Genomic DNA, 14,308 nt, shown 5'->3' on the forward strand with positions numbered 1-14,308 from the left:
TTTCAGTCCGGGAGCAGTCCCTGGATCTCCGCGGCCGACAGGGCCCGCTTGTAGACGCGGACGTCGTCGAGCTGCCCGTCCCAGAACGCCTCGGGCGGGCCGGCGGCGGGGTAGTTCTTGGCGCCGACGGCCAGCGGCCGGTTGTTGTGGCAGGTCGTGCCGGTGACCGCCCTGCTGCCGGCCCGGGTGCCGTTGATCCAGACGGTGAGCCGGGTCCCGTTGTAGGTGCTGGCCACGTGGGTCCAGGTGTCGGTGGGGACGGTGACGGTGCTGTCGAGGTACTTCCAGGCGGCGGAGGTGCAGCCGCCGAAGAACCCTCCGACGCGGACGTGGCCGTCGGTGCGGACGTTGATCCAGTACGCACCGGCCTTCTCGACCACCTCCCACCGCTCGTTGGTGCGGTCGTTCTGCACGCCGGTGTAGCTGACGAGCGCGGCCACCGTGAACCGGCTGACGTCGAGCACGTTGCGCTCCGGCACCGCGACGTACTGGTGCTCCGCCCCCACCAGGGTGATGGCCCAGGACCGACCCGGCACCCCGGGGGACCGCGCGGCCTCCGCAGTGGTGTTGACGTAGGCGCCGTTGACGGCGTTCGGCGACGAGTCGCGCGCGACGGTGCCGGTGTCGGCGTCGAACCCGTAGCTGAGCACCAGGCCGGTCGTCGTGGGTGCGGCCGCGACGGCTGCCGGTCCGGCGTACGACGCCCCGGCCGGTGCGAGGGCGAGTGCAGCGACCACCGAGACCGCGAGGAGTGTGCGCATGGCGACTCCGATCTCCACCTCGACCGTACGTCCGCGTGCGCCGTGGGTCGTCCCCTCATTCGACGAAGTGCGGCGGCGCGACGGGACGTGCGTCACGAGCCGGCCACCCGTCTCGTGGCCGGACGAGCGGGCGCGAGCGGTCACTGGGACGATCGTGTAGCACGACCTGATGGACCGGCGGAGGAGGCAGTCGTTGGAAGCACCGGAGTCGGATCGTCCCGCACCGCCGCCGCTCGTCGCGCGCGGCGTCTGCGTCCGCCAGGGCAGGCGCACCCTCCTGCCGGCCACCGACCTCACCGTCGCGCCAGGGCAGGTCGTGCAGGTGGTCGGGCCGCCCGGCCCTGCCCACGCGGCACTCGCGCTCGCCCTCGCCGGCCGGCTCGGCCTGGACGCCGGGACGGTCACGCTCGGCGAGGACACACCCGGGGCCAGGGCGAGGGCCGCCCGCCTGCAGGCCGCGGTCGCCCTGGTGGACGTGCCCGACGTCAATGACCTCGACGACCTGGTGCCCTGGCACGTCGTGCTGTCGGAGGAGCTGGCCATGGCCGGGCAGCGGAGCAGCAGGTCGGCGGTGGCGGACTGGCTCGTGGAGCGGGGGGAGGACCACCTCCTGGACGTGATCACCGAGGACGTGCCCGGCGCCGACCGCAGCGAGTCGCTGCTGAGCACCGCCGCCCTGCGCCCGGGCACGGCGTTCCTCGTGTGGGTGCGGCCGGAGCGCCACGGCCTGTCCGCGGACGAGGCCCTCGCCCTGGCGCGGCGGTTCGCCGACCGCGGCTTCGGCGTGGTGGTGACCGGGAGCCGGGCGGCCTCCCCGGGCGAGGCGACCGCGATCGGAACGACCCTGGCGGCGCCGCACGAAGTCGACGACGAGACCCGAGAGCAGGACCCGCAGTGACCTCGCTACGCATGGCCTGGACCGAGATCCGCCGGATCACCGCGACCCGCACTGCGCGCATCGTCGTGGTCGCGCTGGTGCTGGTGCCCGCGCTCTACGCCGGTGTCTACCTGTATGCCAACCACGACCCGTACGGAAACCTCAAGTACGTCCCCGCCGCGATCGTCGTCGACGACACGGGTGCCACCGACACCGAGGGCAAGACGGTCGACGCCGGCCGTCGGGTGGCCGACCAGCTGGTGGAGGACGGCTCCTTCGACTGGCACGAGGTCGACGCCGGCGAGGCCCGACGCGGCGTCCGGGAGGGCGACTACCAGTTCGCACTGGTCATCCCCGAGGACTTCTCGGCGGCGCTCACCAGCAGCGGCCGCTACGAGCCCGAGCGTGCGCGCCTGCAGCTGGTCACGAACGACGCCAACTCCTACCTGTCGACGAGCATCGCGAACACGGTGGTGGCCAAGGTCCGGACCTCGCTGTCCCAGCAGGTCTCCGAGACGGCCGCCGACCAGTTCCTGCTCGGCATCTCCGACCTGCGTGCCGGGTTGCTGCGTGGCGCCAAGGGTGCCGACCGCCTCGCCGACGGACTCGACCGGCTCGTCGACGGAGCGCGCACCGCTCGCGCCGGGGCGGACCGGCTCGCCGCCGGCGCCGGCCGCCTGCGCGCCGGCAGCGACGAGCTCGCGACCGGGCTGGGCACGCTCGCGACCTCCACGGCCGACCTTCCCGCCCAGACCCGCCGGCTCGCCGATGGCGCGCGCCAGGTCGCGGACGCCGACCAGCGGATCGCCGACATCGGCGACACCGCCGCCTCCGCGGCGTCCACCCTGGTGCAGGGCTACGCGAGCACCCGTCGAGACCTCGCCGAGGAGCTGCGCCGCCAGGGGCTCGACGCCGAGCAGCGACAGGCGGTGCTGGCGGTGTACGACGGGCTGCGGCCCGCCGTCGTGGATGGCAACGACAAGGTCCGGGCGGCCTCCCGCGCGCTGGACCGGCTCGCGGTCGGCGCCGACCGGGTCGCCGACGGGAACGAGACCCTGGCGGCGAACGTGCCCGCGCTGGTGTCCGGGATCGACCGGGCGCGCGGCGGGGCGCAGCGCCTGGCCGGGGGAGCCGCGCGGCTCTCGACCGGCGCCACGAGCCTCGCCGACGGCCTCGGTGATCTCGCCGACGGCGCCGCCTCCGCGAGGGACGGCGCCGAGAAGCTGCGCGACGGGCTCCGCGACGGGGCCCGGCAGGTGCCCCGGGCGGATGCCGCGACCCGCAAGCGGATCGCCGACACCATCGCCGATCCCGTCGACCTCCGGTCCGCCTCGCAGGCCCGGGCGGACAGCTACGGTGCCGGCCTCGCGCCGTACTTCCTCTCGCTGGGGGCCTGGATCGGCGGGTACGTGCTCTTCATGCTGGTGCGGCCGCTGTCCCGTCGGGCCCTGGCCGCCAACCAGTCACCGCTGCGGATCGCGGTGGGCGGGTGGCTCACCCCGGCACTGATCGGGGTCACCCAGATGGTCGTGGTGCTGAGCATCGTCGCGTTCGGCGTCGACATCCGGCCCGCGGACTTCCCGGGGACGCTGGCGTTCCTGCTGCTCCTCTCGGTCACCTTCGTGGCGATCCTGCACCTGCTGAACGCCGCGCTCGGCTCGACCGGTCAGTTCCTGGGTCTCGTGCTGATGGTCCTGCAGCTGGTCACGGCGGGCGGGACGTTCCCGTGGCAGACGCTGCCGCCGCCGATCGCCTGGCTCCACCACGTGCTGCCGATGAGCCGGGGCGTGGACGGGCTCCGCCAGCTGCTGTACGGCGGGCTCAGCGCCCGGGTGGCCGACGACGTCGTCGTCCTGCTCGCCTACCTCGTCGGTGCTCTCGTGCTCACCTCGGTCGTGGCGCGGCGGCAGCGGGTGTGGGTGCCCAAGCGGATCCGGCCCGAGGCGGCGCTCTGACCGGCGGCGCCGAGATGCGCCGAGCCCCTGGGGATCGCCGGCGCACGGTGCACGTCAACCCGCCGTCAGCAGCAGCACGACGTCCGTGAGCGCGATCCCGACCGCGGCGACGAACGGCACCCGGCCGCGACGGGTGAGCGCAACCGCGGCCAGCAGGCCGACCACCGCGAGGGCGAGGATGGATGCCGGGCGGGTGACACCGGACCCGAGGACCACCACCAGGCTGCCGAGGGAGAGGACGGCCACGGCGACCGCCGGCAGCCGGCGGGCGCCGATCCGGTGCGGAAGCCCGCGGACACCGGTGGCTGCGTCGTCCGACAGGTCCGGCAGCACGTTGAGCAGGTGGGCTCCCACTCCCAGCAGGGCACCCGCGACCGGGGCCCACCAGGGCGGGAGCTGGGGCGGCACGTCCGCGAGCGACACGAAGACGACCAGGCCGCCGAACGAGAACGCGTAGGGAGCCCAGGACCACGCCGTCGACTTCAGGCCCAGGTTGTAGGCCCAGGCCGAGGCGACGCAGAGCAGGTGCACCAGCCCGGCGACCGGGCCGCACGCCAGGGACAGCACCACCGTCGCGACCACCGCCGCGGCACAGGCGAGCCGGACGACGCGCCGGTCCACGTCACCGGCGGCGAGGGGCTTGTCGGTCCGTGCGACGGCGCGGTCGCGGGCCTCGTCGACGAGGTCGTTCGACCAGCCCACCGACAGCTGGCCGGCCAGCACGGCCAGGCTGACCAGGACCACGCGCTCCGGCCCCAGCCCGGCAGCGACCCCCAGCAACGACGACAGGACCACGACCGCCAGTGCGGGGCCGAGGTGGGCGGCCCGCAGCAGCGCGGTCACGGACGTCCCGGGAGCGCCGGCGGCAGGGCGCCGTCCGGCTGGGCCGGGGCCGTCAGCGGTCGCTCGGGCAGCTGCGCGACCTGCTCGGCGCACCAGGGGCTGACCTCGCGGGTGCCGCTGAGGACCTCGCTCCGGAAGCGCGCCCAGTCGACCCATGCCGTGTCCGCGACCTCGTGGGGGTCGGGATCCAGCTGGTCGGAGGTTGTCGCCACCAGGACGGGACACATCTCGTTCTCGACGGTGCCGTTCGGCATCACCGCCCGGTACCGGTAGGCGGGGAGCATCAGCCGCACCTGCTCGGCCCGCACACCGACCTCGGCGCGCACCCGTCGGCGTACGGCGTCGCGGAGGTCCTCGCCGGGCGCGGGGTGGCCGCAGACGCTGTTGGTCCAGGCGCCGGGCCACGTGGGCTTGTCCAGCGCTCGCCGGGTGAGCAGCAGCCGGCCGCCGGTGTCGAAGAGGTAGCACGAGAAGGCGAGGTGCAGAGGCGTGTCGGCGTGGTGCACGGCCGCCTTCGGAGCGGTCCCGATCGCCTGGCCCCTCTCGTCGAGGAGGACGACGAGCTCCTGGGTCGCCGGGTCGGGGCTCACGCCGGCCTCGCCAGCTGGTCGACGGCGGTGCCGAACACCCGGGGGAGCCTGGCCGCCGCCGGCACGATCCGCTCGCGCAGGGAGAGCGGTCGCGTGGAGGCCAGCAGCACCCGGGTGAGCAGCTCGTGCCGCCAACCGAGCCTGCGGGCCGCCAGCTCGTAGGCCTGCGGGCGCCCGGCGACGATCGCGGCCACGGCGGCGCGCGACTGCGCGAGACCCAGCGCGATGCCCTCACCGGTCAGCGCGTCGACGTACCCCGCCGCGTCCCCCACCAGGAGCACCCGACCGACCGTGCGGCGTCGGGCCCGCTGCCGCAGCGGGCCGGCGCCCCGGACCCGTGAGACTGCGGGACCCTCCAGCCGCTCGGCGAGGGCGGGGAAGTCCGCCAGCAGGTCCTCCCACGGTCGCCGCTGGTCGGTGAGCACCGCGACGCCGACCTGGTCCGGTCCGACCGGGGTCACGTAGGCCTCGCCCACGTGCGCCCAGTGCACCTCGACGAACGACGTCCAGGGCGCGACCGCGACGTGGCAGCGCTGGCCGTAGCGACGGCGCGCCTGTACGGGACGGTCCACGCCGAGCATCCGACGCAGGGGTGAGTGGAGCCCGTCGGCCGCCACCAGGAAGCGGGTGGGCTCGCCGTCGACGAGGAGGTGGTCCCCCCGGTCCTCCACCGACTGCACGGCGCGGTGCGCCACCGGCACGGTGGCGCGCTCCACGGCCGCCGCCAGGGCGGAGTGGAGCTCGGTGCGGCGTACGCCGAGGCCGGTGCCGTGCCGGAACGCCGCCTCGACCGACCGGCCCTCCCTCCGCGCCTCGACGTACCGGATCCCGGTGATGGGCCGGCCCGCCGGTCTGACCCCCAGCCCGGCGAGCGCCGCGACCGCACCCGGCATCAGTCCCTCGCCGCACGCCTTGTCGATCACGCCCTCGCGGGGCTCGAGCACGGCGACGTCGAGGCCCGCCCGGGCGGCGTGGAGGGCGGTGGCCAGGCCGATCGGCCCACCGCCCGCGACGAGCAGGTCACGCATCGGCGGGGCTCCGGGGGAGGGTGGCGAGCGCGGCGTCCTCGACGCGGATCCGTACGCCGAGCAGCACCGCGTTGGCGATGGTGAAGCCGAGCGCGGTGATCCACGCGGCGTGCACCAGCGGGAGGGCGAACCCCTCCACGACGACCGCCACGTAGTTGGGGTGGCGGAGGAACCGATAGGGCCCACCGGTCACCGGGGGCAGCCCCGGGACGATGATCACCCGGGTGTTCCAGCGGTGGCCGAGGGTCGCGATGCACCACCAGCGCAGCGCCTGGGAGGCCAGCACCAGCAGCAGCATCGACCAGGCCAGGACCGGCGGCACCTCGGGCCGGCGTACCCAGGCCTCGACCAGCATCGCCACCAGGAAGCCGGTGTGCAGGACGACCATCACCGGGTAGTGGCCGGCACCGCTCTCCCGCCCGCCCCGCTCGAAGCTCCACGCGGCGTTGCGCTTGGACACCACCAGCTCGGCGAGCCGCTCCAGGCCGACCAGGCCGACCAGCACGGTGAACGCGACGAGGCTGGTCACGCGGGCACCGCCGCCGGCTCGTGGGCCCGCACGAGCACCAGCTCGGAGCAGAAGCCGGGTCCCATGGCCATCACGATGCCGTACGAACCCGGCCGGGGCGGGCGCTCGCGCAGGGTGTCCTCGAGGACGTGCAGGACCGACGCCGACGACAGGTTGCCGATCCGGGCGAGGGAGTCCCACGTCAGCTGTACGGCGGCGCGCGGGATCTCCAGGGCCGACTCGAGGGCCTCGATGACCTTCGGGCCGCCGGGGTGGCACACCCACCACTCGACGTCCGCCCGGGTCAGGCCGTGGCCGTCGAGGAAGGCGTCCACGTCGTCGCGGATGTAGTGGTTGACGACCGTCGGGACCTGCGCGTCCAGCACGATGCGCAGCCCCCCGCTGGTCACGTCGAAGCCCATGGTCCGCTCGGAGTCGGGGTAGAGCCGGCTGCGGGTGTCGAGCACCTCGACGCCCGCACGTCCGACGCCGCTGCCGCCGCCGCGGGCCACGACCGCGGCCGCCCCGTCCCCGAAGAGCCCGCTGGCGACGAGGTTGGGGACCGACAGGTCGTCGCGCTGCACCGTCAGCGAGCAGATCTCCACCGTCACCAGGACCGCCACGTCGTCGGGGTGACCCGCCAGGTAGTCGTGCAGGCGGGCCAGCCCGGCCGCACCGGCGACGCAGCCCAGGCCCACGAGCGGCACCCGCTTGACGTCGGGGCGCATGCCGAGGAGCGAGGCGATCCGGGCCTCCAGGGTCGGCACCGCCAGGCCGGTGACCGTCGCGCACATGACCAGGTCGACGTCCGAGGGGGTGAGGCCGGCGTCCTTGAGGGCGTCGGTCACCGCGCGCGCCCCCAGGTCCACGGCGTGCTCGATGAACAGGTCGTTGGCCTCGGTGAACCCGTCCAGCCGGCCGTACCGCTCCAGCGGCAGCACGAGGTTGCGCCGGCGGACGCCGGCGTTGCGGTGGAACCGCCGCAGCACGCGCTCGTCGAGGGAGCCGTCGGCGATCACCCCGACGAACGCGTCGGTGATCTCCTCCTGCGAGTACTGGTGCGGTGGCAGGACGCCACGGACCGAGTCGATGTGCATGAGGAGTACTCCTTCACCGCTGGGAATGCCGGAGGGGCGTGACCAGTCGCGAGACGAGTCCTGGGGTCAGGTCAGAGGCCAGCCCGGAGGCGAGCCCCGTGGCCAGCCCCGAGGCCAGCCGGGGCGTGATGCGGCCGTCGCCGAGGCCGAGCTCGACGAGGTCGTCGAAGACCTCGTGGTCCCGGCCGGCCGCCCGGATGCCGGCCACGACGACCGCCCGTCGCCGGGACAGGTGGGACGCCGTCCAGGTGTGCCGGAGGTGTCGCGCGAGCCGGCGTCTGACGTGGGCGCGGTACGCCGCGCCCGCGCCGCCGGGGGACCCGGACCTGATGGCGCGGGCCGCCGCCCGGCCGGCCAGCACCCCGGTGGCGACGGCGTAGAAGATGCCCTCGCCGGTCATGGGGTTGACCAGCCCGGCCGCGTCTCCGGCGAGGAGCACCGGCCCGTCCGGCTGGTGCCACCGCCAGCCCGACAGCGGGAGGTGGTGTCCGCGCCAGTCCCGCCCCTCGGCGACGGTGCCCGGCAGCAGCAGCTCGAGCTGCTCGAGCAGCAGGGCGCGGGTCGGGGCTGCGTGCTCGCCGTGCAACAGCTCGCCGTACCCGACGTTGGAGAGTCCGTCACCGCGGTCGAAGGACCAGGCGTAGGAGGGCTGGCGGCGCTCGCCGTACCGGATCACCTGACGGGCGGACCTGGTGGCCGGTGTGGGGGCGTAGCCGCGGATGGCCAGCGCTCGAGTGCCGGTGTGCCCCGGTCCCTGGCTCCTGCGCACCGCCGAGTGGGCGCCGTCGGCGCCGACCACCACGCGGGCCGTCACCGACCCGTCGATGACGACGCGGTCGCGATGCCGCTCGAGGTGTACGACGCGGTGTCGCCGCAGGACGGCGCCGGCCCCGACCGCACGATCTGCCAGGCGGGCGTCGAACACGGCGCGCGGCACGACCCACGCGTCCCGGGCCATGCGACCGGCGACCTCGTGCGGGCCGCGGGACAGCTCGAGCCGACGGACCGGAGTCCACCCGTGCACGACGTCCGCGGCACCGACACCGGCCAGCACGTCGACCACGTGTGGCGCGATCCCGTCGCCGCAGGACTTGTCGCGAGGGAAGTCGGACCGGTCCAGCAGCAGCACCCGCAGGTCCGGGTCGACGGCGAGGGCACCCAGCGCGGCAGCGGCGCCCGCCGGCCCCGCACCCACGACAATCAGGTCCCACGCCCCCTCCGAGGGCAGCGCCCGCGCCATGTCGTCAACGTAGCGGCCGTGGTCAACCTCGCCGCGGGCCCGACGCCGGACGACGCCGAGAGTTCCCCTATTGGGGCCATGAAGTGCCGCCCGGGCCCGACCTAGCGTGGCTCGTCGGACCATTGTTCATCGAGGGAACGGGGGTTCTCATGGGACGCACGAGATCAGCTCGCATGATCAGGAACGTGGTCGCGGTCGGGGCGCTGGCCCTGCTCGCCGCACCTCTCGCAGGAGCAGCGCCGTCGGCGTCTCCGGCATCGTCGGCGGAGGGCCTGGGGACCATGGCGAACAAGCTGTCGTCGGCACCCCTCACCCGCTACCTCATCGCCCATCCGCAGGAGGCTCCCGAGGAGGTGCGGCCCGGGTTCGAGCACCTGCACGACCTGCTCGGTGCCCGCAAGGCCGCCGCGGCTCCGGGCGCGTCCCTCGGCGGGTCCGGCCCGATGCGGGGCGCGGTCTTCAACCGCGACAACACCGGCCTGCCCCAGAACGAGGAGTCGGTGACCAGCTGCCAGAAGAAGCCGCGAGTCGTGCTCAGTGGGACCAACGACTACCGCGGCCTGCTCGACCCGCAGGAGAACTTCACCGGGTGGTACCTCTCGACCGACGGAGGTGACACCGTCCGCAACGAGGGCCTGCTGCCCGCGATCGACTTCGGCGGCGGGACGATGGTTCCGTCCGGAGGTGACCCGATCGACGTGGCCACGCCGAACTGCACGCTGCTGGCGGGCGACCTCAACTACGACCCGTCGACGTTCTTCCCCAACGGCATCGGGCTCTACAAGAGCACCCCGGCGACCCTGGCCTCCTGCCCCGGCGGCACCGACCCGTCGTGCTGGCCGGACCGCACCGTCGTCGCGAAGTCCGACGACCCGCACAAGCTCCTGGACAAGCCCTGGATCTACGCGGACAACCACCAGGTGTGGGTGGTCTACACCGAGTTCATCTGCCCCGACGTGGGCTGCACGGGCGACTACACCTCCAACAGCATCAAGGCGGTCCACTGCGACCTGGCCCTCACCTGCGGCAGCCCGATCCTGATCAGCGGCGACCAGCCGAGCATCCAGTTCGGGGACGTCACGATCGCTCCGGACGGCAGCACCTACGTCACCTGGGAGCAGGACAACGACCTCGCCACCGACTTCGAGCCTCCGGAGCACATGAAGTTCTGGATGCGGGTCGCTCCGCCCGGCAGTACGACGTTCGGCCCCGCGAGGCTGGTCGCGCGCGAGCCCAGGAACGCGGGTCTCGCACCGCTGCACGCCAACGACTTCCGCATCGCGACGTACCCGAAGAGCGACGTCAAGATGGTCAACGGCAAGCCGCGGGCCTACGTCGTGTGGGAGGGGTGCCGGGCGAGGCCGCTGGGTGACAGCACCTGCGAGGAGCCGGCCGTCAAGCTGCGCTACTCCGACGACCAGGGCGCGACCTGGAGCCGGACCAAGGTGGTCTCGGCCGGGGGTGACAACTACTTCCCGACGATCTCGGCCAACAAGGGCGGTCGTGACCTCGCGGTCGCGTGGTTCACCAACCGGTTCGACCCCGTGTTCCACAACCGCCAGGACGTCGAGCTGGCCGCGCTCCGCCCGAACGGCACCGTCTCGAGCCGGCACCGGTTGACGAGCGTGTCGAACGAGAGCGAGTCCGACCCGGTGGTCGGAGGTGCCTTCATCGGGGACTACATCGAGGTGTTCGCCCACCGCGACCGGGTCCTGGCCGCCTTCAACGCCAACTACCGCTCGGTCAAGGTGCTCGGCGAAGGGGTGCCGGTGCCGCAGCAGGACAACTACCTGGTCCGCTCGCACTTCTGACCGGCTGGTGTCCCTGCCCATCCGGAAGCGCGGGCAGGGACACCGGCGGCAGGCCGGTCAGAGGGGCGCGAGGAACGCTCGTACCCGCTCCATGAGCAGTGCGGACGCCTCCGGGTCGTGGGCGTCGAGCGAGGAGTCGGCGAAGAGGTGCTGGTCGCCGGGGTAGAGGAACAGCTCGGCGGCGGCGGTGGAGCCGGCGAGCTCGCGTGCTGCCGGCAGGTCCTCGTCGAAGAACTCGTCGCCCTCCTTGCCGTGGATCTGGACCGGCACCCCCTCCGGCCACGCCTCCCCGAACTCCGAGACCGGGATGCAGGAGTAGATGAGCAGCGCCCCGCGCGCTCCCGGCCGGGTCTGCGCCAGTCGCTGGGCGATCGTCACGCCGAAGGAGAACCCGGCGTAGACGAGGTCGGGGCCGAGCCCGTCGACCGCCGCGGCGCCGCGCTCCCGGATCGCGTCGAAGCCCGTGTCGCGCGCGAACCCGAAGCCCTCCTCGATGCTGTCGAACGTGCGGCCCTCGAAGAGGTCGGGCGTGTGCACGGTGTGCCCGTCCTGGCGCAGCCCGTCAGCGAAGGCCCGCACTCCGTCGGTCAAGCCCTGGATGTGGTGGTACAGCAGCACCTCGGCCATGTCAGTGGCTCTCCTCCGTCATTGATCGAATATTTTGGAACGTTCGGCGATGCTAGTCTGTCTGGTCGTGGCCGACAATCCCCCGGACGCCGGCAATCCTCCGGACTACGAGCTGGCGGATCGGATGGCGCTGACCAGCCCGGCCCAGGTCAAGGCCATCGGCCACCCGCTCCGCACCACGATCCTGCAGCTCCTGCACGAGCGGGCCGCGACCGTCACGGAGCTCGCGGCCGCGGTCGAGCGCCCCAAGAGCACGGTCGCGCACCACGTGGAGGTGCTCACCCGCAACGGCCTGCTGCACGTGGTGCGCACCCGTCGGGTGCGGGCGATCGAGGAGCGCTTCTACGGGCGCACCGCGCGGATGTTCTACGTGGCGGCGGAGCCCTCGCCTGCCGGGGGAGAGATGCCGGTCGACTTCAACGACTTCGAGGTGGCAGCCCGGGAGTCCGCGCAGGCGTTCGAGCAGGGCAAGCTCTGGGGCTGCATCCGGCACGCGCGCCTCTCGGAGGACCGGGCCTCCGAGTTCTGGGACCGGATGGCCCAGCTGGTGGAGGAGTTCGACCGGATGCCGAGGTCCGGCGAGACCGTGTACGGGTTCGCGATCGGCATCTACCCCACGCAACACCCCACCCTGCCGGCGGCGGAGTGATGGTGCGCTCGAGGATCGTGGGCTGAACCGGGTCTCGTGAGGTCCCGGAAGCACGCGCGAGTTGTCCAGCGGGTTCTGTCGACCAATACCCTGTCCTCCCTGGGCCCCTAGCTCAATTGGCAGAGCAGGAGACTTTTAATCTCTTGGTTGTGGGTTCGAGTCCCACGGGGCCTACCGATCCCGAGCTCCTCGTACCGTGTCGTCATCGAGGACGACCGGGACAGGAGGTGGCCAGGACGGTGTCCAGCGAGAGCTACTTCGTGCGCGCAGGCGAGCGCCGCTTCCTCCCCACCGACTGGACCGGCGGCGCCTGGTCGACGACCGAGCAGCACATCAGCCCCATGGTCGGGCTGGTGGTGCACGAGATCGAGCGGGACGCCGCCGCCCGGCGCGGGGACGGGCTGCGGGTCGGGCGCATCACCGCCGACATCCTCGGCGTGATCGCTCTCGAGGGGTTCGAGCTCGAGGTCTCCGTCGTGCGTCCCGGGCGCACCATCGAGCTGGTCGAGGCGGTGGTCACCGCGGCGGACCGGCCGGCGCTCCGGGTCCGGGCCTGGCTGCTCGCCCCGAGCGACACCCGGGCCGTGGCCGGCGGCCAGCCCGCCCCGCTCGCGGCGCCCGACGGTCTCGAGCCCTGGCCGCTGACCTCGGTGTGGCCGGGTGGCTACATCGCGTCGCTCGACGTACGCCCGATCGCGGAGCCCGAGCCGGGTCGGACCGCTGCCTGGGTCACCACCCACCTCGACCTGGTGGCGGGGGAGGACGCCAGCGAGCTGGCGCGGTACGTCGCCCTCGTCGACACCGCCAACGGGATCGCGGTGCGCGAGTCACCGAAGACCTGGATGTTCCCGAACGTCGACCTGTCCGTCCACCTGTACCGCCGGCCCCGGGGACCGTGGGTGGGCCTGGACACGAGCGTGGTCTTCGGGGAGGACGGCTTCGGGCTGACGTCCAGCGTGCTGCACGACCAGGACGGGCCCGTCGGCCGGGCCGCGCAGGTCCTGACGATCCGGCCCCTGGGGTGACTCGGTCGGCCTCCTAGGCTCGGAGGCGGCCCTCGGCCACGAACCCCCGACCCCCAGGAGACGACGTGACCCACCGCAGGACCAACCCGACCCGAGCGGCCGCCCTGGCGCTCACCGCGATCCTGGCGACCGCGCTGGCAGGTTGCGGCGACAACGGCGGCAACGGCGACGCACAGCCGGCGGCGACCAGCACCGCGGCCAACGGTGACGTCTACAACGATGCCGACGTCACGTTCGCGACCCAGATGATCCCGCACCACGCGCAGGCTGTGCAGATGGTGGAGATGACGCGGGGACGCCCTCTCGACCCCGAGGTGGAGGCGCTCGCGGCCGGGATCCGCGACGCGCAGGTGCCCGGGGTGGAGCAGATGAGCGACTGGCTCACCTCATGGGGCGAGGAGGTCCCGGCCACCTCGCTCGACCACGCCAACGCCGACTCCCACGGCATGCACGGCATGGACGACGCCGACGAGATGCCCGGGATGATGTCGGCCGAGGAGATGGACGACCTGGCCGCGGCGTCGGACGCCGAGTTCCAGGACATGTGGCTGGAGATGATGGTCGACCACCACCAGGGCGCGATCGACATGGCCGAGGCCGAGCAGGAGGACGGCCGGTTCCCCGACGCCGTACGCCTGGCGAAGTCGATCGAGAGCAGCCAGGCCGCCGAGATCGAGACCATGCAGGAGCTGCTCGGCTGATCCGGCGCACCCCGAGATGCGCAGCACCATCGACGGCTGTTTCCCGGCCTGACACGCCGGCGTGACCGAACCTTCACGCCCCGCGATGAGAAATGTGTTGTCCGGAAACTGGATCCGGACCCCGGGCTTGGTAGTGTCGGTCGTGCAACAGGTGCAAGTTCCAGCAGGTCTGACGCCCGCGGAGTTTGTGATCCAACGGCGTTTCTTCTTCGTGTGTGCCACTCACGCAGTCGGAGCGACGTGTCACCGCATCTGATGCGGATCGTCGAAGTGACGATTCTCGCCCCGATGAAGGAGTAACGAGCAAATGGCTCAGGGCACCGTGAAGTGGTTCAACGCCGAGAAGGGTTTCGGCTTCATTGCGCAGGAGGACGGCGGCGACGACGTCTTCGTGCACTACTCGGCGATCCAGTCGCAGGGCTACAAGTCCCTCGACGAGAACCAGAAGGTCGAGTTCGACGTCACCCAGGGCCCCAAGGGCCCCCAGGCGGAGAACGTCCGTCCGCTCTGATCGCGGATAGAGGACCGGCCGGCACCTGTCGTCCGTCTTCAACGAGGCCCCACCCGATCGGGTGGGGCCTCGTCCCATTTGCGTG

Annotated in this window: 15 protein-coding genes and 1 tRNA gene; 8 read left to right on the forward strand and 8 right to left on the reverse strand. The window is 72.9% G+C overall.

What is annotated here, in order from left to right; all coding sequences use genetic code 11:
- Positions 1-2 precede the first annotated feature (2 nt).
- A complete protein-coding gene (locus tag ACZ43H_RS22145; protein WP_464586483.1) occupies positions 3-761 on the reverse strand; it encodes a LamG domain-containing protein in 759 nt (252 codons plus the stop codon).
- 193 nt (positions 762-954) lie between these two features.
- Between ACZ43H_RS22145 and ACZ43H_RS22150 the strand changes: the two genes are divergently transcribed.
- Positions 955-1,659: a hypothetical protein gene (locus ACZ43H_RS22150; protein ID WP_464586484.1), complete on the forward strand. Its 705-nt coding sequence runs from the start codon at positions 955-957 to the stop codon at positions 1,657-1,659.
- Positions 1,656-3,593: a YhgE/Pip family protein gene (locus tag ACZ43H_RS22155; protein WP_464586485.1), complete on the forward strand. Its 1,938-nt coding sequence runs from the start codon at positions 1,656-1,658 to the stop codon at positions 3,591-3,593. The genes ACZ43H_RS22150 and ACZ43H_RS22155 overlap by 4 nt, the downstream gene beginning before the upstream one ends.
- 54 nt (positions 3,594-3,647) lie before the next feature.
- Here ACZ43H_RS22155 and ACZ43H_RS22160 read toward each other — a convergent pair whose 3' ends face one another.
- The 6 genes from ACZ43H_RS22160 to ACZ43H_RS22185 are packed head-to-tail and all read right to left on the reverse strand — an operon-like array spanning position 3,648 to position 8,899.
- Complete coding sequence (locus tag ACZ43H_RS22160; RefSeq protein ID WP_464586486.1) at positions 3,648-4,436, reverse strand: UbiA family prenyltransferase; 789 nt, start codon at positions 4,434-4,436, stop codon at positions 3,648-3,650.
- The gene (gene idi / locus ACZ43H_RS22165; RefSeq protein ID WP_464586487.1) at positions 4,433-5,026 is read right to left on the reverse strand and encodes an isopentenyl-diphosphate Delta-isomerase; all 594 of its coding nucleotides are present in this window, start codon (positions 5,024-5,026) and stop codon (positions 4,433-4,435) included. The genes ACZ43H_RS22160 and idi overlap by 4 nt, the downstream gene beginning before the upstream one ends.
- Positions 5,023-6,054, reverse strand: a complete 1,032-nt coding sequence (locus ACZ43H_RS22170; protein ID WP_464586488.1) for an NAD(P)/FAD-dependent oxidoreductase — start codon at positions 6,052-6,054, stop codon at positions 5,023-5,025. The genes idi and ACZ43H_RS22170 overlap by 4 nt, the downstream gene beginning before the upstream one ends.
- Positions 6,047-6,583: an isoprenylcysteine carboxyl methyltransferase family protein gene (locus ACZ43H_RS22175; RefSeq protein WP_464586489.1), complete on the reverse strand. Its 537-nt coding sequence runs from the start codon at positions 6,581-6,583 to the stop codon at positions 6,047-6,049. Before ACZ43H_RS22175 ends, ACZ43H_RS22170 begins: the two co-directional genes overlap by 8 nt.
- Positions 6,580-7,659 (reverse strand): type III polyketide synthase, encoded by a 1,080-nt coding sequence (locus ACZ43H_RS22180; protein WP_464586490.1) that lies wholly within the window; start codon positions 7,657-7,659, stop codon positions 6,580-6,582. Before ACZ43H_RS22180 ends, ACZ43H_RS22175 begins: the two co-directional genes overlap by 4 nt.
- Before the next feature lie 13 nt (positions 7,660-7,672).
- A complete protein-coding gene (locus tag ACZ43H_RS22185) occupies positions 7,673-8,899 on the reverse strand; it encodes an NAD(P)/FAD-dependent oxidoreductase (RefSeq protein ID WP_464586491.1) in 1,227 nt (408 codons plus the stop codon).
- A gap of 173 nt (positions 8,900-9,072) precedes the next feature.
- On the opposite strand from ACZ43H_RS22185, the gene ACZ43H_RS22190 reads away from it, so the two are divergent.
- Positions 9,073-10,710, forward strand: a complete 1,638-nt coding sequence (locus ACZ43H_RS22190) for a hypothetical protein (protein WP_464586492.1) — start codon at positions 9,073-9,075, stop codon at positions 10,708-10,710.
- A 57-nt stretch (positions 10,711-10,767) separates the two neighbouring features.
- Here ACZ43H_RS22190 and ACZ43H_RS22195 read toward each other — a convergent pair whose 3' ends face one another.
- Positions 10,768-11,337, reverse strand: coding sequence for a dienelactone hydrolase family protein (locus tag ACZ43H_RS22195; RefSeq protein ID WP_464586493.1), 570 nt, complete (start codon positions 11,335-11,337; stop codon positions 10,768-10,770).
- A gap of 67 nt (positions 11,338-11,404) precedes the next feature.
- Here ACZ43H_RS22195 and ACZ43H_RS22200 point away from each other — a divergent pair, with 67 nt between their 5' ends.
- The 5 genes from ACZ43H_RS22200 to ACZ43H_RS22220 all read left to right on the forward strand — a co-directional run bounded on the left by ACZ43H_RS22200 (position 11,405) and on the right by ACZ43H_RS22220 (position 14,223).
- A complete protein-coding gene (locus tag ACZ43H_RS22200; protein WP_464586494.1) occupies positions 11,405-11,986 on the forward strand; it encodes an ArsR/SmtB family transcription factor in 582 nt (193 codons plus the stop codon).
- Positions 11,987-12,087: 101 nt separating this feature from the next.
- Positions 12,088-12,160, forward strand: a tRNA-Lys gene (locus ACZ43H_RS22205).
- Positions 12,161-12,225: 65 nt separating this feature from the next.
- Positions 12,226-13,011, forward strand: coding sequence for a thioesterase family protein (locus ACZ43H_RS22210; protein WP_464586495.1), 786 nt, complete (start codon positions 12,226-12,228; stop codon positions 13,009-13,011).
- 65 nt (positions 13,012-13,076) lie between these two features.
- Positions 13,077-13,712, forward strand: coding sequence for a DUF305 domain-containing protein (locus ACZ43H_RS22215; RefSeq protein ID WP_464586496.1), 636 nt, complete (start codon positions 13,077-13,079; stop codon positions 13,710-13,712).
- A 307-nt stretch (positions 13,713-14,019) separates the two neighbouring features.
- Complete coding sequence (locus ACZ43H_RS22220) at positions 14,020-14,223, forward strand: cold-shock protein (protein WP_028650227.1); 204 nt, start codon at positions 14,020-14,022, stop codon at positions 14,221-14,223.
- The last annotated feature ends 85 nt before the right edge of the window (positions 14,224-14,308 follow it).

This window comes from Nocardioides sp. DN36 (assembly GCF_055380375.1).